This window comes from Cupriavidus sp. 2KB_3 (assembly GCF_052115685.1).
Taxonomy (GTDB): Bacteria; Pseudomonadota; Gammaproteobacteria; order Burkholderiales; family Burkholderiaceae; genus Cupriavidus; species Cupriavidus campinensis.
The window spans coordinates 89,487-107,940 of the sequence record NZ_JBFRHD010000005.1 but is presented as its reverse complement, the minus strand read 5'-3'; the positions used below and the strand labels follow the sequence as shown (position 1 = coordinate 107,940).

The 18,454-nt window shown below is 66.9% G+C and carries 16 protein-coding genes and 1 pseudogene; 4 read left to right on the top strand and 13 right to left on the bottom strand.

What is annotated here, in order from left to right; translation table 11 throughout:
• Window positions 1-132 precede the first annotated feature (132 nt).
• Window positions 133-1,896 carry an acyl-CoA synthetase gene (locus AB4120_RS06605; protein ID WP_441642044.1) on the top strand — a complete coding sequence of 588 codons (1,764 nt, stop codon included), beginning with the start codon at window positions 133-135 and terminating at the stop codon, window positions 1,894-1,896.
• Here the strand turns inward: AB4120_RS06605 and AB4120_RS06600 are convergent.
• Window positions 1,885-2,751, bottom strand: coding sequence for a ferritin-like domain-containing protein (locus AB4120_RS06600; protein ID WP_149136323.1), 867 nt, complete (start codon window positions 2,749-2,751; stop codon window positions 1,885-1,887). The two genes, AB4120_RS06605 and AB4120_RS06600, sit on opposite strands and share 12 nt — an antisense overlap.
• Window positions 2,752-2,921: 170 nt before the next feature.
• On the opposite strand from AB4120_RS06600, the gene AB4120_RS06595 reads away from it, so the two are divergent.
• The 3 genes from AB4120_RS06595 (at window position 2,922) to AB4120_RS06585 (ending at window position 4,968) form a co-directional block, all read left to right on the top strand.
• On the top strand, window positions 2,922-3,446 hold the full coding sequence (locus AB4120_RS06595; RefSeq protein WP_149136324.1) for a gamma carbonic anhydrase family protein: 525 nt from the start codon (window positions 2,922-2,924) through the stop codon (window positions 3,444-3,446).
• 60 nt (window positions 3,447-3,506) lie between these two features.
• The gene (hslO, locus tag AB4120_RS06590; protein ID WP_186296750.1) at window positions 3,507-4,514 is read left to right on the top strand and encodes an Hsp33 family molecular chaperone HslO; all 1,008 of its coding nucleotides are present in this window, start codon (window positions 3,507-3,509) and stop codon (window positions 4,512-4,514) included.
• 112 nt (window positions 4,515-4,626) lie between these two features.
• The gene (locus AB4120_RS06585; RefSeq protein ID WP_441642106.1) at window positions 4,627-4,968 is read left to right on the top strand and encodes a hypothetical protein; all 342 of its coding nucleotides are present in this window, start codon (window positions 4,627-4,629) and stop codon (window positions 4,966-4,968) included.
• Window positions 4,969-5,010: 42 nt separating this feature from the next.
• Here the strand turns inward: AB4120_RS06585 and ftsB are convergent, their stop codons facing one another.
• The 12 genes and pseudogenes from ftsB to edd all read right to left on the bottom strand — a co-directional run bounded on the left by ftsB (window position 5,011) and on the right by edd (window position 18,237).
• Window positions 5,011-5,352 (bottom strand): cell division protein FtsB, encoded by a 342-nt coding sequence (gene ftsB, locus AB4120_RS06580; protein WP_092292635.1) that lies wholly within the window; start codon window positions 5,350-5,352, stop codon window positions 5,011-5,013.
• A gap of 165 nt (window positions 5,353-5,517) precedes the next feature.
• Complete coding sequence (eno, locus tag AB4120_RS06575; protein ID WP_144196046.1) at window positions 5,518-6,807, bottom strand: phosphopyruvate hydratase; 1,290 nt, start codon at window positions 6,805-6,807, stop codon at window positions 5,518-5,520.
• A 76-nt stretch (window positions 6,808-6,883) separates the two neighbouring features.
• Window positions 6,884-7,174, bottom strand: coding sequence for a DUF1330 domain-containing protein (locus tag AB4120_RS06570; RefSeq protein WP_144196048.1), 291 nt, complete (start codon window positions 7,172-7,174; stop codon window positions 6,884-6,886).
• 125 nt (window positions 7,175-7,299) lie between these two features.
• A complete protein-coding gene (kdsA, locus tag AB4120_RS06565; RefSeq protein ID WP_144196050.1) occupies window positions 7,300-8,169 on the bottom strand; it encodes a 3-deoxy-8-phosphooctulonate synthase in 870 nt (289 codons plus the stop codon).
• A gap of 23 nt (window positions 8,170-8,192) precedes the next feature.
• A complete protein-coding gene (locus AB4120_RS06560; RefSeq protein WP_149136326.1) occupies window positions 8,193-9,851 on the bottom strand; it encodes a CTP synthase in 1,659 nt (552 codons plus the stop codon).
• Between the two features lie 185 nt (window positions 9,852-10,036).
• Window positions 10,037-10,855 carry an alpha/beta fold hydrolase gene (locus tag AB4120_RS06555; RefSeq protein WP_441642043.1) on the bottom strand — a complete coding sequence of 273 codons (819 nt, stop codon included), beginning with the start codon at window positions 10,853-10,855 and terminating at the stop codon, window positions 10,037-10,039.
• Window positions 10,856-10,920: 65 nt separating this feature from the next.
• On the bottom strand, window positions 10,921-11,724 hold the full coding sequence (locus AB4120_RS06550) for a peptidase (RefSeq protein ID WP_186296751.1): 804 nt from the start codon (window positions 11,722-11,724) through the stop codon (window positions 10,921-10,923).
• Between the two features lie 152 nt (window positions 11,725-11,876).
• On the bottom strand, window positions 11,877-12,743 hold the full coding sequence (locus AB4120_RS06545) for a transglutaminase family protein (protein WP_441642042.1): 867 nt from the start codon (window positions 12,741-12,743) through the stop codon (window positions 11,877-11,879).
• An 81-nt stretch (window positions 12,744-12,824) separates the two neighbouring features.
• Window positions 12,825-13,901: pseudogene (locus tag AB4120_RS06540) on the bottom strand (alpha-E domain-containing protein); the annotation flags it as partial.
• A 32-nt stretch (window positions 13,902-13,933) separates the two neighbouring features.
• Entirely contained in the window at window positions 13,934-15,409 is a 1,476-nt protein-coding gene (locus AB4120_RS06535) for a circularly permuted type 2 ATP-grasp protein (protein ID WP_144196058.1), read from the bottom strand.
• A 245-nt stretch (window positions 15,410-15,654) separates the two neighbouring features.
• Window positions 15,655-16,173 carry a gluconokinase gene (locus AB4120_RS06530; RefSeq protein ID WP_092292614.1) on the bottom strand — a complete coding sequence of 173 codons (519 nt, stop codon included), beginning with the start codon at window positions 16,171-16,173 and terminating at the stop codon, window positions 15,655-15,657.
• A 177-nt stretch (window positions 16,174-16,350) separates the two neighbouring features.
• The gene (gene edd / locus AB4120_RS06525) at window positions 16,351-18,237 is read right to left on the bottom strand and encodes a phosphogluconate dehydratase (RefSeq protein ID WP_149136328.1); all 1,887 of its coding nucleotides are present in this window, start codon (window positions 18,235-18,237) and stop codon (window positions 16,351-16,353) included.
• Window positions 18,238-18,454 lie beyond the last annotated feature (217 nt).

Here is an 18,454-nt window from a genome sequence, read left to right as displayed (position 1 = left end):
TTGCCAGGTCTTCTCGGGCACGGGGCGGAGGGGGGCCACGCGGCAGCCTGGATAAAAATAGAACGATCGTTCGCCTGGCCGATTATAGCGATCCGCCCGGCCTGACGCCGCAAAAACATCGGAGACAACCGGATGACCGCCTTGCCGGCCACGCGCCGCGACGACTATCGCGCGCTACATGACGCGTTCCACTGGAACGTGTCCGAGCACTTCAACCTGGCCGACGTCTGCTGCGGCCGCTGGGCCCGAGATCCGGCCACCATGGACCGCGTGGCGGTCTACACCGAGCACGAGGACGGGCGCCGCGACGCCTACACGTACGCCCATATCCAGGCCGAGGCCAACCGGCTCTCCCGCGCGCTGCGCGAGCTGGGCGTGGGCCGGGGCGACCGCGTGGCCATCGTCATGCCCCAGCGCATCGAAACCGTGATCGCCGGCATGGCGGCCTACCAGCTGGGCGCCGTGGCCATGCCGCTGTCGATGCTGTTCGGCCCGGAAGCGCTCTCGTACCGCATCGACCACAGCGAAACCCGCGTGGCGATTGCCGACGAGACCGCCATCGACAACCTGCTCGCCGCCCGCCCGGACTGCCCCACCCTGCGCACCGTGATCGGCGCCGGCGCCGCCACGGGCCGGGGCGACCTGGACTGGGACGCCCTGCTGGCCGCGCAGCTACCCACCTTCACCGCCGAGCAGACCAAGGCCGACGAAGCCGCCGTGCTGATCTACACCAGCGGCACCACCGGGCCACCCAAGGGCGCGCTGATTCCGCACCGGGCGCTGATCGGCAACCTGACCGGCTTCGTCTGCTCGCAGAACTGGTACCCGCAGGACGACGATGTGTTCTGGAGCCCCGCCGACTGGGCCTGGACCGGCGGCCTGTGGGATGCGCTGATGCCGGCGCTGTACTTCGGCAAGCCCATCGTCGGCTATCAGGGCCGGTTCTCCGCCGAACGTGCCTTCGAATTGCTCGAACGCTATGGCGTGACCAACACCTTCCTGTTCCCCACCGCGCTCAAGCAGATGATGAAGGCGTGCCCGGACCCGTTCGCGCGCTACCAACTCAAGCTGCGCGCCATCATGAGCGCAGGCGAAGCCGTGGGCGAGACCGTGTTCTCGTGGTGCCGCGACGCGCTCGGGGTCATCGTCAACGAGATGTTCGGCCAGACCGAGATCAACTACATCGTCGGCAACTGCACCGCGCAGAACGACGACAACCGGCTCGGCTGGCCGGCGCGGCCGGGCTCGATGGGCCGCCCCTACCCGGGCCACCGCGTGGCGGTGATCGACGACGAGGGCCGCCTCTGCCCGCCGGACGAAGACGGCGAGGTGGCGGTCTGCGCCACCGACATCCACGGGCATCCGGACCCGGTCTTCTTCCTGGGCTACTGGAAGAACGAGGCTGCCACAGCGGGCAAGTACACCGAACTGGACGGCCTGCGCTGGTGCCGCACGGGCGACCTCGCCCGCATGGATGCGGACGGTTATCTCTGGTACCAGGGCCGGGCGGACGACGTGTTCAAGTCGTCCGGCTACCGCATCGGGCCGAGCGAGATCGAGAACTGCCTGCTCAAGCACCCGGCGGTGTCGAACTGCGCCGTGGTGCCGTCGCCGGACCCCGAGCGCGGGGCCATCGTCAAGGCGTTCATCGTGCTCACGCCCGCCGTGGCGCGCTCGTTCGACAACGACGCCGCGCTGATCGCCGAGTTGCAGCAGCACGTGCGGGGGCAGCTGGCCCCCTATGAATACCCCAAAGCGATTGAATTTATCGATCAACTGCCGATGACGACCACCGGCAAGATCCAGCGGCGGGTGCTGCGGCTGCAGGAACAGGAGAAAGCTACGGAGAAAACGAAAGCGGCCGGCGGCGCGCCGGCGCCCACCTCAGCCGGCTGAGGCTTCCAGCCAGGCCAGTTCGTCCTCGTCGAACCCCGCCGCGCGGCGGGCGTCGAGGTTGAACGGGCCGCGCAGCCGGGGTGCGCGGTACTGGTCGGCCAGCGCGGCGTAGGTCGGCACCGGGTCCAGCCCGCGCTGCGCGCACAGCCAGCGGTACCAGTGGTTGCCGATGGCCACGTGCCCCACTTCGTCGCGCAGGATGATGTCGATGATGGCGGCGGCGGCCTCGTCGCCGGCCTCGGCCAGCTTGGCCCGCACCGGCGGCGAGGCGTCCAGCCCCCGCGCTTCGAGCGTGCGCGGCACCAGTGCCATGCGCGCCAGCACGTCGCCGGCGGTCTTGTCGCACATCTCCCACAGGCTGTTATGCGCCGGGAAGTCGCCATATTCGGCGCCCAGCGTGGCCAGGTGGTCGGCCAGCAGCGAGAAATGCAGGGCCTCCTCGCTCGCCACCTGGAGCCAGTCGCGATAGAAGCGCGGCGGCATGCCGGCAAAGCGCCACGCGGCGTCCAGCGCGAGGTTGATCGCGTTGAATTCGATATGGCACAGCGCGTGGATCATCGCCGCCCGCCCCGCCGGGGTGCGCAGCGAGCGGCGGCGCTCCACCTTCTGGGGCGGCACCAGTTCCGGGCGCGCGGGCCGGCCCGGCAGGGCCACGCCGGCAGCGGGGGCGAGTGCCGTATCCGCATCGCCAATGCCCTGCCCGGCCGCTTCTGCCACCACCACGGCCTCGAACAGCGCCCGGGCTGCATCGGCCTTCGCCCTGGCATCGGTCATGCATAGCACTTCCAGCGCGCGGTGGCGCGGCAGGCGGGCATGCGGCAAATCAAGGCCGGCGGCGGGTGCGGTGACTGGCATAGGCGTAAAATTCCGGGGAGTCGCCATTGTAGAGCGTCGCAGCGTGTCGCCACGCCCCGCTTCCCGGGGTGCGCGCGCCCTTCAATGCTCTTTTAATCCCGGCGGCCATCCCCAATTACACCGGATTGCCTTACCAGCCCCACTGCCTCAGGCAGGACACAGGAGACCCCATGGCGCTTTACCAGATCGGCGACCTCGCCCCGACCATCCACAGCGATGCCTACGTGGCCGCCGAAGCCACCATCATCGGCAACGTGACGCTCAAGGCGCGCGCGAGTGCCTGGCCGGGCGTGGTGATCCGTGGCGACAATGAACCGATCGTGGTAGGCGCGGACACCAACATCCAGGAAGGCTCCGTGCTCCATACCGATCCGGGCGCGCCGCTGACGCTGGGCGACAAGGTGTCCGTCGGCCATCAGGCCATGCTGCACGGCTGCACGGTGGGCGAAGGATCGCTGATCGGCATCCAGGCCGTGGTGCTGAACCGTGCCGTGATCGGCAAGGAATGCCTGGTCGGCGCCGGCGCCGTGGTGACCGAGGGCAAAGTGTTCCCGGACCGCTCGCTGATCCTGGGCGCGCCGGCCAAGGTCGTGCGCGAGCTGACCGATGCCGACGTGGCGAACCTCTACCGCAACGCCGAGACCTACGCGAAGCGCCAGGCGATGTACAAGACCGACCTGAAGCGCATCGACTGATGACATACCGGCGCGCGGCCCCGCCCGCGCGCCTGCAACCCGCGCCTTACTGCTAGATAGATGACGAACGTGACCGCAACCTCGAATCCCGACACCCTCCAGAAATTCCTGTTCGACGCCGCCCCGGTGCGCGGCGAACTGGTTCGCATGGAGGCCACCTGGCAAGAGGTGCTCAACCGCCATGCCTATCCGGCGCCGGTGCGGCGCCTGCTGGGCGAGATGATGGCGGCCGCGGCGCTGCTGTCGGCCAATCTCAAGTTCAACGGGGCGCTGGTCATGCAGCTGCATGGCGACGGCCCGGTGCGGATGCTGGTGGTGGAATGCCTGTCGGACCTCTCGATGCGCGCCACGGCCAAGATCGCCGAAGACACTGCGATTGCCGACGACGCCACGCTCAAGCAGATGGTGAACGTGCACGGCCAGGGCCGCTTCGCGATCACACTCGACCCGCAGGACAAGCTGCCGGGCCAGCAGGCCTACCAGGGCATCGTGCCGCTGTCGGACGAGCACGGCCCGCTGTCGTCGATCGGTGCGGTGCTGGAACATTACATGCAGGCGTCCGAGCAGCTCGACACGCGCCTGTGGCTCGCCTCGAACGACCAGGTGGCCGCCGGCATGCTGCTGCAGAAGCTGCCGTCGTACGGCGGCACGATGGAAGTGGGCGAGACCGGCGCGCCACTTGACGAAGCCGGCCGCGCGCAGGACCTGGACACCTGGGACCGCGCGTGCCAGCTCGGCGCCACGCTCAAGGACGAGGAATTGCTGGCGGAGTCGCCGGACACGCTGCTGCGCCGCCTGTTCTGGGAAGACCTGCAGGCCACCGGGCTGCGTGTCTTCGAGCCGATGACGCCGCATTTCCAGTGCTCGTGCTCGCGCGCCAAGGTGGCGGGCATGCTCCAGTCGCTGGGCCAGGCCGAGGTGGAAAGCATCATCGCCGAGCGCGGCCACGTGGAGATCCACTGCGATTTCTGCGGCCAGCGCTACGAATTCGACCCCGTGGACAGCGCCCAGCTGTTCACCGCGCCCGTGGCCACCGGTGCCGGCGACGGCGCACACCAACAGCACTGAGAGCACCGAGTCGCCCCCGCCTGGATTCCATGACCTGAGGAAAGCCGCCATGCAAGCCGACCATCGCCCCCGCCCCTTCTGTTCCCGCCTCGGGCCGGCAGGCGCTGTGGCGATGATGGCCGTGGCGCTGCTGGCCGGCTGCGCGTCTCCCGTGCCGCGCGACGTCAATGGCTCGCCGGCCACGGCCCGGCTGATGCCCAACGGCGTGCCGCCAGCCCCGATTACGCCCGAGGAAAGCCAGTCGCTGACGCAACTAAACCAGCAGATCCTGCGCGACCAGGAAGCGGCCATCGCCCGGCAACAGCAGGCCGAGGCATGGGCATACGCCTATCCGAACACGAGCTGGAGTCTGTACTACGGTGGGTGGGGTGGTGGTCGCTGGGGCGGCGGCGTGGGCGTGAGCAGCCCAGGATACTGGGGTGGCGGCTGGGGTGGCTACCCGTACTGGTGGTAAGCCGCGGAACGCGTCAATTCGGATTCAACCGGCTCAGCCGGCTCAGTGACCGCCCTTGCCGGCAACGGAATTCGGCGGCGGCGGTAGCGGTGGCGTGGCGCTGACCTTCGGGGCCGGGGCCACGAACTGCACGAACACCTCGCTCTCCTTCACCATGCCCAGCTCGTAGCGGGCACGTTCCTCGATGGCGCCGGTGCCGTCCTGGAGGTCGCTGACTTCCCCTTCCAGCTTGGCATTGCGCAGCTTGAGCGCCTGATTGTGGGTGGTCTGTTCCTGCACCTGGCGGTTCAGGTCCCATACGCGCAGCCAGCCGCCCTTGCCCAGCCAGAGCGGATACTGGATGGCGAGCAGCAGCACGAACAGCAGCAGGGAAATCAGACGCATTGGGGCAAATTGGATATCGTCAGATCGACGACCGCCACAATGATCCCTTATGCGGCCGAAGAATGCAAAATTATCGGCCTGAAAAAACGCAACACTCTGCAACACTAACGTGTCGCGGCGGGGAGATCTCCCCGCTCCCGGGGCGGGAGGGGGAGATTCGCGGACTTAGCGCAGGTTGTAGAACGCGCTCTTGCCCGGGTACGTAGCGATGTCACCGAGGTCTTCCTCGATGCGCAGCAGCTGGTTGTACTTCGAGATGCGGTCCGAACGCGACAGCGAGCCGGTCTTGATCTGGCCAGCGTTGGTGCCCACCGCGATGTCGGCGATCGTGCTGTCCTCGGTCTCGCCCGAGCGGTGCGAGATCACGGCCGTGTAACCGGCGCGCTTGGCCATCTCGATGGCGGCGAAGGTCTCGGTCAGCGTGCCGATCTGGTTGATCTTGATCAGGATCGAGTTGCCGATGCCCTTCTCGATGCCTTCCTTCAGGATCTTCGTGTTGGTCACGAACAGGTCGTCACCCACCAGCTGCACGCGCTCGCCCAGCTTCTCGGTCAGCGTCTTCCAGCCTTCCCAGTCGCCCTCGGCCATGCCGTCCTCGATCGAGACGATCGGGAACTTGTCGCACAGGTTGGCCAGGTAGTCGGCGAATTGCGTCGACGACAGCTTCAGGCCCTCGCCTTCCAGCTGGTAGACGTCCTCGGCCTCGTGGTAAAACTCGCTGGCGGCGCAGTCCAGCGCCAGCAGCACGTCCTCGCCCGCCTTGTAGCCGGCCTTCTCGATGGCCTGCACCACCGTGTTCAGGCACTCCTCGTTCGACGAGAAATTCGGCGCGAAACCGCCTTCGTCGCCCACGGCCGTGGACATGCCCTTGTCGGCCAGGATCTTCTTGAGCGCGTGGAACACCTCGGCGCCGCAGCGCAGGGCTTCACGGAAGCTGGTCTGCGAGACCGGCATGATCATGAATTCCTGGATGTCCAGGCTGTTGTTGGCGTGCGCGCCACCGTTGACGATGTTCATCATCGGCACCGGCATCTGCATCGCGCCCGAACCGCCGAAGTAGCGGTACAGCGGCAGGCCGGCTTCCTCGGCGGCGGCCTTGGCCACGGCCATCGACACGGCCAGCATGGCGTTGGCGCCCAGGCGGCCCTTGTTCTCGGTGCCGTCCAGCTCGATCAGCGTGCGGTCCAGGAACGCCTGCTCGGAGGCGTCCAGGCCCATGATGGCTTCGGAGATCTCGGTGTTGATGTGCTCGACGGCCTTCAGCACGCCCTTGCCCAGGTAGCGCGACTTGTCGCCGTCACGCAGCTCGATGGCCTCCCGCGAACCCGTGGACGCGCCCGACGGCACGGCCGCACGGCCCATCACGCCGGATTCCAGCAGCACGTCGCACTCGACCGTGGGGTTGCCACGCGAGTCGAGAACTTCGCGACCGATGATATCTACGATTGCACTCATATTTCCTCTCTGGACTGTTGAATCTGGTGACTGCGCAAGAATGCCCGCCAACCGTGACAAATGTTGCCGACGATGGTCAGGCGCCCTCGACAACGATCATGTTCATCTTCGCCGCGTGCTCGCGCGACTGCCGCGCGGCCAGGTACTCCTCGCTCGCGTAGAAGGTCTTGGCGGCCTCATAGCTCGGGAACTTCAGCAGCACGACACGCGTGGGCGCCCATTCCCCCTCGAGCGGCTCGGTCTTGCCGCCGCGCACGAGCACCTCGGCCCCGTGCGCCTGCATGGCGCGCGTGGAAAGCACCTTGTACTGCTCGTATTGCTGGGGGTCTGTCACGTCGACGTACGCGATGATATAGCCGGCGGCCATGGGCGATCTCCGAATCTTTTGTATTGTCTTTCGATACGGCGCGTCACGGTCGGTGCAGGATGGACCATGCGGGCCGGAAACGATTCCGCCCGCGACAGGCGCGGGCGGTCACGACCAACACTGGCTCAGGCGCAGGCCGGCCAGCTGAAGTTGTCCTCGAGGAAACCGCTGCGCTTGACCAGCGCATCGAGATCCTTCAGGACCGACAGTAATTCCTTCATGCGCGACAGCGGCACGGCGTTGGGGCCATCCGACATCGCCTTGCTCGGGTCCGGGTGCGTTTCCATGAACAGCCCGGCCACGCCGGTTGCCACGGCGGCACGCGACAACACCGGCACGAACTCGCGCTGGCCGCCCGAACTCGTGCCCTGCCCGCCCGGCAACTGCACCGAGTGTGTGGCGTCGAACACCACCGGGGCGGCGGTCTCGCGCATGATCGCCAGCGAGCGCATGTCCGAGACCAGGTTGTTGTAGCCGAAGGAGACACCGCGCTCGCAGGCCATGAACACGTCGTCGGGCAGACCAGCCTCACGGGCCGCATCACGCGCCTTATCGATCACGTTCTTCATGTCGTGCGGCGCCAGGAACTGGCCCTTCTTGATGTTCACCGGCTTGCCGCTCTGGGCGCAGGCGCGGATGAAATCGGTCTGGCGGCACAGGAAGGCCGGCGTCTGGAGCACGTCCACCACGGCGGCGACGGGCTTGATCTCGTCGATCTCGTGGATGTCCGTGAGCACCGGCACGCCGATCTCGCGCTTCACGGTGGCCAGGATCTCAAGACCCTTTTCCATGCCGAGACCGCGGAACGACTTGCCCGACGACCGGTTGGCCTTGTCGAACGACGACTTGTAGATGAACGGAATGCCCAGCGCCGAGGTAATTTCCTTGAGCTGGCCGGCTGTGTCCAGCGCCATCTGCTCGGACTCGATCACGCACGGCCCGGAAATCAGGAAGAACGGCTGGTCGAGGCCGACATCGAATCCACACAGTTTCATGGCTGCTCCTTCTCTGCGCGCGCTCAGGCGGACTTGCCCTTGCGCTGCTGGCTGGCCAGCGCGGCTTCCACGTAGGCCTTGAACAGCGGATGGCCGTCACGCGGCGTGGACGTGAATTCCGGGTGGAACTGCACACCGACGAACCACGGGTGCAGGCTCTCGGGCAGCTCCATCATCTCCGGCAGGTTTTCCGTCGGGGTACGGGCCGAAATCACCATGCCGGCGCCCTCGAGCTGCGGCACGTAGTGATTGTTGACTTCGTAACGATGGCGATGGCGCTCGTTCACTTCTTCGCCATAGATCTGGGCAGCCTTGGTGCCGGCCTTCACCGGTACGCGCTGGGCGCCCAGGCGCATCGTGCCGCCGAGGTCGGAATCGGCCGAGCGCTGCTCGACCTTGCCTTCGCGGTCCAGCCATTCGGTGATCAGTGCGACCACCGGATGCTCGGTTTCGAGGTTGAATTCGGTCGAGTTGGCATCGGCCATGTTCGCCACGTGGCGGGCAAACTCGATCACGGCCAGCTGCATGCCCAGGCAGATGCCCAGGTACGGCACCTTGTTCTCGCGGGCGTACTGGATCGCGCGGATCTTGCCTTCCGTGCCGCGCTTGCCGAAGCCGCCCGGCACCAGGATGGCGTCCAGCGGCTGGAGCACTTCCAGATGGCCGGATTCCAGTTCCTCGGAATCGATGTATTCGATGTTCACGCGCGTGGCGGTATGCATGCCGGCGTGGCGCAGCGCCTCGATCAGCGACTTGTACGACTCGGTCAGGTCGACGTACTTGCCAACCATGCCGATCGTGATTTCGTGCTCGGGGTTTTCCTGCGCGTTGACCAGCTTCTGCCACATCGACAGGTCGGCCGGCTTCGGATCCAGGCGCAGTTCCTCGCAGATCAGGCGGTCCAGGCCCTGCTCGTTGAGCATCTGCGGGATCTTGTAGATGCTGTCGGCATCCCAGACCGAGATCACGGCTTCCTGCGGGATATTGGCGAACAGCGAGATCTTGGCGCGCTCGTCGTCCGGAATCGGGCGATCCGCGCGGCACAGCAGCGCCGTCGGCGAAATGCCGATTTCGCGCAGCTTCTGCACCGAGTGCTGGGTCGGCTTGGTCTTCAGCTCGCCCGCGCTGGCGATGAACGGCACCAGCGTCAGGTGCACGAAGGCACAATGGTTGCGGCCCATGCGCAGGCTCATCTGGCGCGCGGCCTCAAGGAACGGCAGGGATTCGATATCCCCCACCGTGCCGCCGATTTCCACCAGCGCCACGTCGGCCTTGCCCTCGTGCGAGGCGGCCGCGCCGCGCTCCACGAATGCCTGGATCTCGTTGGTGATATGGGGGATGACCTGCACGGTCTTGCCCAGGTACTCGCCCCGGCGTTCCTTGCGGATCACCGATTCATAGATCTGGCCGGTCGTGAAGTTGTTCGATTTCCGCATCTTGGCGGAAACGAAGCGCTCATAGTGCCCCAGGTCGAGGTCGGTTTCCGCGCCATCTTCGGTCACGAACACCTCGCCGTGCTGGAAGGGGCTCATCGTGCCGGGATCGACGTTGATGTAGGGATCGAGCTTGAGGAGGGTGACTTTGAGGCCGCGCGACTCGAGAATGGCCGCGAGCGAAGCAGCAGCGATGCCCTTGCCGAGAGAAGAGACGACGCCACCGGTGACGAAGACGAATTTGGTCATAAACCGAGCTTGCCGGGGAAATCGGGATTATACATGAGCGGCCGTCCCGCGCGGCCCCGGAAATTGTGACAGCCGGGGTGAAACCGGGCCGGGTGCTACCCGGTTGCGCCGCGCTGCGCCTCCTTGCGCCCAATGCGCCGCACGGGCGCGGGTTGGCGCCGCCCTGCCCGCGTGCCCACCGTCGCCTAGCGCGATTCCTGCCGGATCTTGCCGATCAGGTCACGCACCAGCGCGGCGGTTTCGAGCGGCTTTTCCATCGGATAGAGATGGCCGCCCTCGATAAAGCGCAGGTGCTCGCCCACCAGCCGGCGCGTGGCGCCCAGGCCGCACTGGCGCACCTCGCGCGAGCGCGTGCCGGCGACGAAGCCCACCGGCACCGGCGCGCCCCGGGAGACCTTGCGGCCCAGGCTGGTTGGCAGGGTCCGGTAGATCTTGTATTCCACCTCGCGATCGAAGCGCAGCCGCCGCTCGCCGGCACGGCCGGTCGGCTCGGTGCCGTGCTCGGCGTAGTCGCTCAGGACCTCGGGATCCCAAATGGCGAAATTCTTCTTGGAGAGGAAGTGATGGCGCACCGCCTCGGCGTCTGGCCAGTGGGTGCGGCGGTTCTTCGTCACGGCCGCCGGGCCCGGCTTCTCGTCGAGACCGAATATCTGCGAAAAACGCAGCAGCCCGGCGCGCCAGCCGGCAATCACCGGCGAGTCGAGCATGACCACCCCGCGCACCCGGGCAGGCCGGCGCAGCGAGGCCATCAGGGACAGGAAGCCGCCCAGCGAATGGCCGACCAGCCACACCGGGCGCTCGGTGCCGTCGCGCGTGGCGCGGTCCAGCTCGTCAAGCAATTCCTCCACGAGATGGGGCCACTCGCGCGTGACCGGGTACTTCGGGTCATGGCCGTAGCGCTCCACGGCGCGGATATCGAAATCGTCTTCCAGTGCACGGAACAGCTTGCGATACGTGCGCACCGGAAAGCCGTTGGCGTGCGAAAACAGCAGGATGTCGCGCATGCGGCGTCTTGGGAGGTGGGAATGCCGGGGAAGCAGCGATAAGTGGCGGCGATCAGTGGCGGCGATCAGTGTTCGCGGCGGGCCCGCACCGGCTGGCCCCAGCGGTCCGCCTCATCGCGCGCGAGCGGGAATTCCGCCGGCTCCGCCGCATCCCACTCGGGGTTGCAGATCTCGCCAAACACCTGGCGCAGGCGGTGGCCCCAGGTGTCGCGGATCATGCGGAAGTAGGCGTTGCGTTCGTCGATATTGACGAAGCGGGTCACGCGCAGCGCGTCGGCCTCATAGACCAGCAGGTCCAACGGCAGGCCCACGGAGATATTCGATTTCAGCGTGGAATCCATCGAGATCAGCGCGCACTTGGCGGCCTCGCCCAGCGGCAGCGACGGCGACACCACGCGGTCGATGATCGGCTTGCCGTACTTGGCCTCGCCAATCTGGAAATAGCAGTTTTCCGGTGTCGATTCGACGAAGTTGCCGGCCGCATAGATATTGAACAGCCGCGGCCGCTCGCCACGGATCTGGCCACCGAAGACCAGACTCACGTTAAATTCGATGCCGGCATCGCGCAGCGCATGGGCGTCGCGCTTGTGCACGGCGCGCACGGCATCGCCGACGATGGTGGCGGCCTCGAACATGTCCCGTGCGGTCCAGAGCGAGCGCTTCTCGTCGCGGCCCTCGGCCAGGCACTGGCGCACGGACTGGCTGATGGCGAGGTTGCCGGCAGTCATCATCACCATCACGCGGTCGCCCGGCTCTTCGAACACGGTCATCTTGCGGGCCGTGGAAATGGCGTCCACGCCGGCGTTGGTACGGGAATCCGACAGGAATACCAGGCCGGCATCCAGCCGCATGGCTACACAGTACGTCATGGGAATCTTGTTGGTTTTGGGCCGCGCGCCGTTTCGGCGGCGCGCTCAGGACAAGCTTGCATTCTAGCGCCCCGGCGCGACGCGAGCCGCCTCGGGTGGCATCGGCCATCTGGAACGGCCGTCTGATTGACAGGCGCGCAGCGCGGAAAGCGTCAGTCGGCAGCCGGTACCGGCGCCATGGGTGGAATGGGCGTGATGGCGATCTCGACTTCCATGGTCTCGTCAGTCCCGCCCTCCAGAATGCCCCGAATTGGTGCAGCGGAGGCGTAGTCGCGCCCCACGGCAAGGCGTACGTGGCGGCTATCGGTGAGGCAGCGGTGCGTCACGTCGATGCTGCACCAGAGCGCGCTGGCGGCGTCCAGGCAGACATCGGCCCAGGCGTGGCTGGCCATCGAGGTGGCGGCCGGGTCATAGAAGTAACCACTGACATAGCGCGCCGGAATGCCGAAGGCGCGGCACGCGGCCACCATCACCTGCGCCTGGTCCTGGCAGACGCCGCTGCCGAGCGCGAAGGCATCGGCGGCGCTGGTGCCGACGTGAGTGGTGTTGGCGCTGTAGCGCACGCGGTCCGCAATGCCATCGGCCAGCGCCAGCAGCGCCGGCACGTCGTGGCCGGCGGCCAGGAACGGCGCGGCGAACGCGCGCAGCGCGGCCGGGGCCTGCGTGAGCGGCGTGGCAGCGGCAAAGTACAGCGGCGATACGCGCGACTCGCCGGCATCCGGCAGGTCGTGGAAGCCATGGTGGCCGGGCGACTCAGCCTCACCAAGAGGCGAAATCATCACCTCCACTTCGCCAGTCGCCGTGATCGAAATCGTCTGGGCGGGGCCGGACAGCGTGAAGTTATGGACGATGTTGCCAAAGCCGTCGCGGGCCTCGGACAGGTTGCCCGGTGCAGTCAGGGTCCAGTCCTGCACGGACTGAAGCGGCCCCGTACGCGGCACAAGCCGCAGTTCGTGCACGCTGCGGCGCACCGGCTCGGTGTAACGGTAGACCGTCTTGTGGTGGATCTTGTATTTCACGATAGGGCACGCGCCGCGGCGACCGGTGCCCGGCCCGCCACCCGCCCGATCCGGCAACGGTGTGGCGAGCCCGGCACCTCGTCAGGCAGCCAGCGGGACGAGGAAGTCCCGGCTGATGCCGTTGCCGAGATCGCCAATGCGCTCCAGGAAGCTGGTCAGGTAGGCGTGCAGGCCAACGGCGAAGATGTCGTCGATGCGCGCGTATTTCAGGTCGGCGTGGAGTTTACCAGCCTGCCGCTCCGTCTCCGACGACTGCTGGTTGGCCACCAGCGCGAGAATCGCGACCACCTCGTCCATGCTCGAGACCAGCGAGCGCGGCATGTCTGGCCGCAAGATCAGCAGCTCCGCCACGCGTTGCGGCGTGATCACGGCGCGATAGATCTTGCGATACACCTCGAAGCCGGACACCGAGCGCAGCACGGCCGCCCAGTGATAGAAATCGTTCTGCTCGCGATTCAGGTCGTCGTTCTGCAACTGGCTCTGGGACTGCCCGCTGCCGCCCTGGGACTGGGATTGGGACTGGCTCTGGGAGCCCCCGCCCTGACTCTGACTCTGCAATTGGCCGCCCTGGAAGGCAAGGTCGTCCTCGTCGCGCCGGCCGGACGCCTGGAACTTGACGTCGAGGATCCGCGCGGTGTTGTCGGCCCGCTCCAGGAACGTGCCAAGCCGCATGAAATGGAAGGCGTCGTCCTTGAGCATGGTGCCGAACTGCACGCCGCGCGCCAGATGCGAGCGGAACTTGACCCACTCGAAGAAGCGGGAGGGGTCGTCGCGCAGTTCGCCATCGGCGATCATGCGCTGCACGTCCAGCCAGGTGGTGTTCAGCGTCTCCCAGACCTCCGTGGTCAGCGAGCCGCGCACCGCGCGGGCGTTCTCGCGCGCCGCGCGCAGGCAGCTCATGATCGACGACGGATTGGTCATGTCGCGGACCATGAAATCGATCACGTCGTCCCGGTGCAGCAGGCCGTACTTGTGGTCGAAGGCGTTGGTCAGCTCCGAAATATCGAGCATCGCCCACCAGCCCTGCTCGGCCACTTCGGCGGACTGCGGGAGCAGCGAAGTCTGGTAGTTGACGTCGAGCATGCGCGCGGTGTTCTCGGCGCGCTCGGTATAGCGGGACATCCAGAACAGATGGTCGGCGGTGCGGCTCAACATGATGGGTTCTCCCGGCGATCGGCGTATTCCATGGCTCAGCGCTCCAGCACCCAGGTGTCCTTGGTGCCGCCCCCCTGCGAGGAGTTGACCACCAGCGACCCTTCGCGCAGCGCCACGCGGGTCAGCCCGCCCGGCACCATGCGCACCTCCTTGCCCGACAGCACGAACGGCCGCAGGTCGATATGGCGCGGCGCGATGCCCGACTCCACATAGGTCGGGCAGGTGGACAGCGCCAGCGTCGGCTGGGCGATGTACTGCTCGGGGCGCGACTTCACCACCTCGCGGAACTGGTCGATCTCGGCGCGCGTGGCCGCCGGGCCGACCAGCATGCCGTAGCCGCCCGCGCCGTGGGTCTCCTTGACCACGAGGTCGGCCATATGATCGAGCACGAACTGGAGATCGTCCGGGCGCCGGCACATATAGGTCGGCACGTTGTTGAGGATGGCTTCCTCGCCGAGGTAGAAGCGGATCATGTCCGGCACGTAGGGGTAGATCGACTTGTCGTCAGCCACGCCCGTGCCAATGGCGTTGCTGATCGTCACATTGCCGGCCCGGTAGACCGACAGCAGCCCGGCCGCACCGAGCGCCGAATCTGGACGAAATGCGAGGGGGTCAAGGAAGTCGTCATCCACGCGGCGGTAGATCACGTCGATGCGCTGCGGCCCCTGCGTGGTGCGCATGTAGAGGTGCTCGTCCTCGACGAACAGGTCGCTGCCCTCCACCAGTTCCACACCCATCTGCTGGGCCAGGAACGCATGCTCGAAATACGCCGAGTTGTACATGCCCGGCGTGAGCACGACCACGGTGGGATCGGCGATGTTCTGGGGCGACACGCTGCGCAGCATGTCCAGCAGCAGGTCGGGATAGTGCGCCACCGGCGCCACCCGGTTGCGCGCGAACAGCTCCGGGAACAACCGCATCATCATCTTGCGGTTTTCAAGCATGTACGAGACGCCGGAAGGCACCCGGAGGTTGTCCTCCAGCACATAGAACTCGCCCTCGCCGGCGCGCACCACGTCGATGCCGGCCACGTGTGCGTAGATGTCGCGCGGCACGTCGATGCCGAGCATCTCCGGCCGGTACTGGGCGTTGTTGTAGATCTGGTCGGGTGGAATCACGCCGGCGCGGATGATGTCCTGGCCGTGGTAGATATCGTGGATGAACCGGTTCAGCGCCGCCACGCGCTGGCGCAGGCCGCGCTCGAGCGTGGCCCACTCGCTGGCCGGGAAGATGCGTGGAATCACATCGAACGGAATGGTCCGTTCGGTGCCGCTGTTTGACTCGTCCTTGTCGCCATAGACGGCAAAGGTAATGCCCACGCGCCGGAAGATCAGGTCCGCCTCGGCGCGCTTGTTGTCCATCGTCGATGCGGACTGCCGCCCGATCCAGTCCGCAAAATTGCGATAGTGGGCCCTGACCGCCCCGGACGGCAGCGTCTGTCCGGCCTCGATGGCCGCCACCACGCCGTCCTCCCGCCCTTCCAGCATCTCGTCGAAAAACCGCGCCGCCATGATGGCCGCTCCTTCGTGAAATGGGCGCCCGCGCCGGCCTCGTACTGACCGTGCCGTGCCGTCTCCCCGGTCGCCCGTTTGTCGATGCCTTGTCGAGTTGGCTCTTTCAGCATATCCGCGCCGGCAAAACCCGCAAGGGTCACGCGCGCCGGCACGTGAATCGGTTTAGCAAGATGCTTGCCAGCCACGCGCCACCGAAGGCACGGCGCCCTGGGCGCTGGCTGGCGGGATTAGGTCAGTTCAGGTCAGGCGGCGGGCTTCCCGCTGCAGGCGGCCGACTCGGGCGGGCACTTGTCCAGAATGTCCTGGACCAGCGCCTCGGGCGTGCGGCGGATATCCAGTACCAGCGCGTCGCGCGGCTCTTCGAGGGTATCGAACTGGCTTTGCAGCAGCGCCGGGTTGAAGAAATGGTCCGTGCGCGCCGACAGCCGGCTGCCGATGGTGCCGGCGTCGCCCTTCATGAAGACGAAGGTCACGCCGCCGTCCGGCGGGGTCAGGCGGTCGCGGTAGGTCTGGCGCAGCGCCGAGCAGGTGAAAACGTGGGTGCGGCCCTCGGCCCGGGCGGTGTCGATGGCGGCGCGCATCGCGGCCAGCCAGGGCCAGCGGTCCTCGTCGGTCAGCGGAATGCCGTTGTGCATCTTGGCCTTGTTGGCCTCGCTGTGGAAGGCGTCCGCATCGTGGAAGCCGCAGTGCAACTGGCTGGCCAGCAGCTGGCCGACCGTGGTTTTCCCGCTGCCGGAAACGCCCATCAGGATATAGATCATGTCTGCTCCGTCGATCATGGTCGGATGGTCGGGCCATCCTTGTCGGTAGCCTTCGGGCGCGAAAAATGTGGCGCGAAGGTGCACCGCGGCATGGAGATACCGAGCCGCGGCGATTGCTGAAAATCGTAAAACGACTAAACGACGACTAAGTGCGTGCAGGGCAAGGTGAGCGTTTGCCTATTGTGCGACCGCGCCGGCCGTTTGGACAGCGGGCGCGGCGTCGGCCTCGGACAAGTCCAGGGCACTGCCGCCTTCCTCGGCGATCCGTGCATGGCGCCGGAACAGCCCGAACAGGCCGCGCCCCATGCTGAAGCGCGCAAACTCGTCGTCCGGCGCGGTCGCCGGGACGCGCGCAGCGAATTCGGCCTGCACGCCGGCATCGCCAACCAGGGTCAATGTGCCGGATACGGCATCTACGCGGATCCGGTCGCCGTCGCGCACCCGCGCCAGCGGGCCGCCGACAAGCGCCTCCGGCCCCACATGGATCACTGCCGGCACCTTGCCGGACGCCCCCGACATCCGGCCATCTGTCACCAGCGCCACCTTGTGGCCGGCATCCTGCAGCGCGCCGAGCGCCGGCGTAAGGCGGTGCAACTCGGGCATGCCGTTGGCATTCGGCCCCTGGAAGCGGACCACCGCCACCACGTCACGATTCAGTTCGTCGGCCTCGAAGGCGGCTTGCAGCGCCTCCTGGGAGTCGAACACGCGGGCCGGGGCCTCCACGATCCGATGCTCGTCGGCCACGGCCGACACCTTGATCACGCCCCGGCCGAGGTTGCCGGCCATCAGGCGTAGCCCGCCCTCCCTCGAGAACGGCGCCGACGCCGGCGCCAGCACGGCGGCATCGCCGCTGGTGGCCGGACCGTCGCGCCAGCGCAGCGCGCCGTCGGTCATCACAGGCTCCTCGGTGTAGCGCGCCAGCCCTTGCCCCATCACGGTCTGTACGTCCTCGTGCAGCAAGCCGGCCTCGAGCAGCTGGCCAATCACATAGGCCACGCCACCGGCCGCGTGGAAGTGGTTCACATCGGCCGAGCCGTTCGGATAGACGCGCGCCAGCAGCGGCGTGACGGCCGACAGGCGGTCGAAGTCATTCCAGTCGATGACGATGCCGGCGGCACGCGCCATGGCGACGAGGTGGATCGTATGGTTCGTAGAGCCGCCCGTGGCCAGCAGGCCGACCATGGCATTGACGATGGCACGCTCATCCACGATCTGGGCGAGCGGCGTGTACGCGTTGCCGCGCGCAATCAGCGCCAGTGCGCGCTGCGCCGCAGCCGCCGTCAGCACATCGCGCAGGCCGCTGTCCGGGTGCACGAAGGCCGAGCCCGGCACGTGCAAGCCCATGATTTCCATCAGGAACTGGTTGCTGTTGGCCGTGCCGTAGAAGGTGCAGGTGCCGGCGCTGTGGTAGGCGGCGCATTCGGCCTCCAGCAAGGCTTCGCGGCCAACCTGACCGGTGGCGTAGAGCTGGCGCACGCGCGCCTTTTCCTTGTTCGAGAGGCCGGTCGCCATCGGGCCGGCCGGCACGAAGACGATGGGCAGGTGCCCGAACTGGAGCGCCCCCATCAGCAGGCCCGGCACGATCTTGTCGCACACGCCGAGCATCAGCGCGGCATCGAAGGTGTTGTGCGAGAGCGCGACCGCCGTACCCATGGCAATGGCGTCGCGCGAGAAGAGCGACAGCTCCATGCCCGCATTGCCCTGCGTGATGCCGTCGCACATCGCCGGTACGCCGCCGGCCACCTGGGCCACGCCACCCACCGCGCGCGCCGCCTCGCGAATCACGCTCGGATACCGCTCGTAGGGCTGGTGGGCGGACAGCATGTCGTTGTAGGCGGTAACGATGCCGAGATTCGGCGCGTGCTCGACGCGCAGCTTGAGCTTGTCATCAGCCGGCAGCGCGGCGTAACCGTGCGCCAGATTCGCGCACGACATGCCACGCAGCGGGCCGAGTTCCCGCTGGGCCCGCTCGCAGCGCGCCAGATAGGCGGCGCGGCTCGCGCGGCTGCGCTCGACAATGCGTTGCGTAACGGCCGACACCTCGGCATGAACGGATTGGGTCATGGCGGCAATGTTCCTCGTGGGGAGCGCCGGGCAAAAAAATCGCCCGTCAATCTGTAGATTTTCTACATTATAGCCTTGGCATTTAGCCTGCCGGAAGCCGCTTTCTGACAGAAATATGATCCTGTCAACGCAAATACGGGAAAGCCCTAAGGTGGCACAGCCCCGATTCTCGATCGACCTCCACCCCATTCTGTGTAGAATCTCTACACCTTCAATC

What these genes read in the sequence shown, in the direction of transcription:
- AB4120_RS06555 (WP_441642043.1), bottom strand. Translation starts at nt 10,855, where the DNA reads ATGCGCGACATCCTGCTGTTTTCGCACGCCAACGGCTTTCCGGTGCGC.
- hslO (WP_186296750.1), top strand. Translation starts at nt 3,507, where the DNA reads ATGACGAACGTGACCGCAACCTCGAATCCCGACACCCTCCAGAAATTC.
- AB4120_RS06605 (WP_441642044.1), top strand. Translation starts at nt 133, where the DNA reads ATGACCGCCTTGCCGGCCACGCGCCGCGACGACTATCGCGCGCTACAT.
- edd (WP_149136328.1), bottom strand. Translation starts at nt 18,237, where the DNA reads ATGACCCAATCCGTTCATGCCGAGGTGTCGGCCGTTACGCAACGCATT.
- AB4120_RS06550 (WP_186296751.1), bottom strand. Translation starts at nt 11,724, where the DNA reads ATGACGTACTGTGTAGCCATGCGGCTGGATGCCGGCCTGGTATTCCTG.
- AB4120_RS06595 (WP_149136324.1), top strand. Translation starts at nt 2,922, where the DNA reads ATGGCGCTTTACCAGATCGGCGACCTCGCCCCGACCATCCACAGCGAT.
- AB4120_RS06530 (WP_092292614.1), bottom strand. Translation starts at nt 16,173, where the DNA reads ATGATCTATATCCTGATGGGCGTTTCCGGCAGCGGGAAAACCACGGTC.
- AB4120_RS06585 (WP_441642106.1), top strand. Translation starts at nt 4,627, where the DNA reads ATGATGGCCGTGGCGCTGCTGGCCGGCTGCGCGTCTCCCGTGCCGCGC.
- AB4120_RS06535 (WP_144196058.1), bottom strand. Translation starts at nt 15,409, where the DNA reads ATGGCGGCGCGGTTTTTCGACGAGATGCTGGAAGGGCGGGAGGACGGC.
- AB4120_RS06570 (WP_144196048.1), bottom strand. Translation starts at nt 7,174, where the DNA reads ATGGCCGCCGGCTATATCATCGCGTACGTCGACGTGACAGACCCCCAG.
- eno (WP_144196046.1), bottom strand. Translation starts at nt 6,807, where the DNA reads ATGAGTGCAATCGTAGATATCATCGGTCGCGAAGTTCTCGACTCGCGT.
- ftsB (WP_092292635.1), bottom strand. Translation starts at nt 5,352, where the DNA reads ATGCGTCTGATTTCCCTGCTGCTGTTCGTGCTGCTGCTCGCCATCCAG.
- AB4120_RS06560 (WP_149136326.1), bottom strand. Translation starts at nt 9,851, where the DNA reads ATGACCAAATTCGTCTTCGTCACCGGTGGCGTCGTCTCTTCTCTCGGC.
- AB4120_RS06600 (WP_149136323.1), bottom strand. Translation starts at nt 2,751, where the DNA reads ATGCCAGTCACCGCACCCGCCGCCGGCCTTGATTTGCCGCATGCCCGC.
- kdsA (WP_144196050.1), bottom strand. Translation starts at nt 8,169, where the DNA reads ATGAAACTGTGTGGATTCGATGTCGGCCTCGACCAGCCGTTCTTCCTG.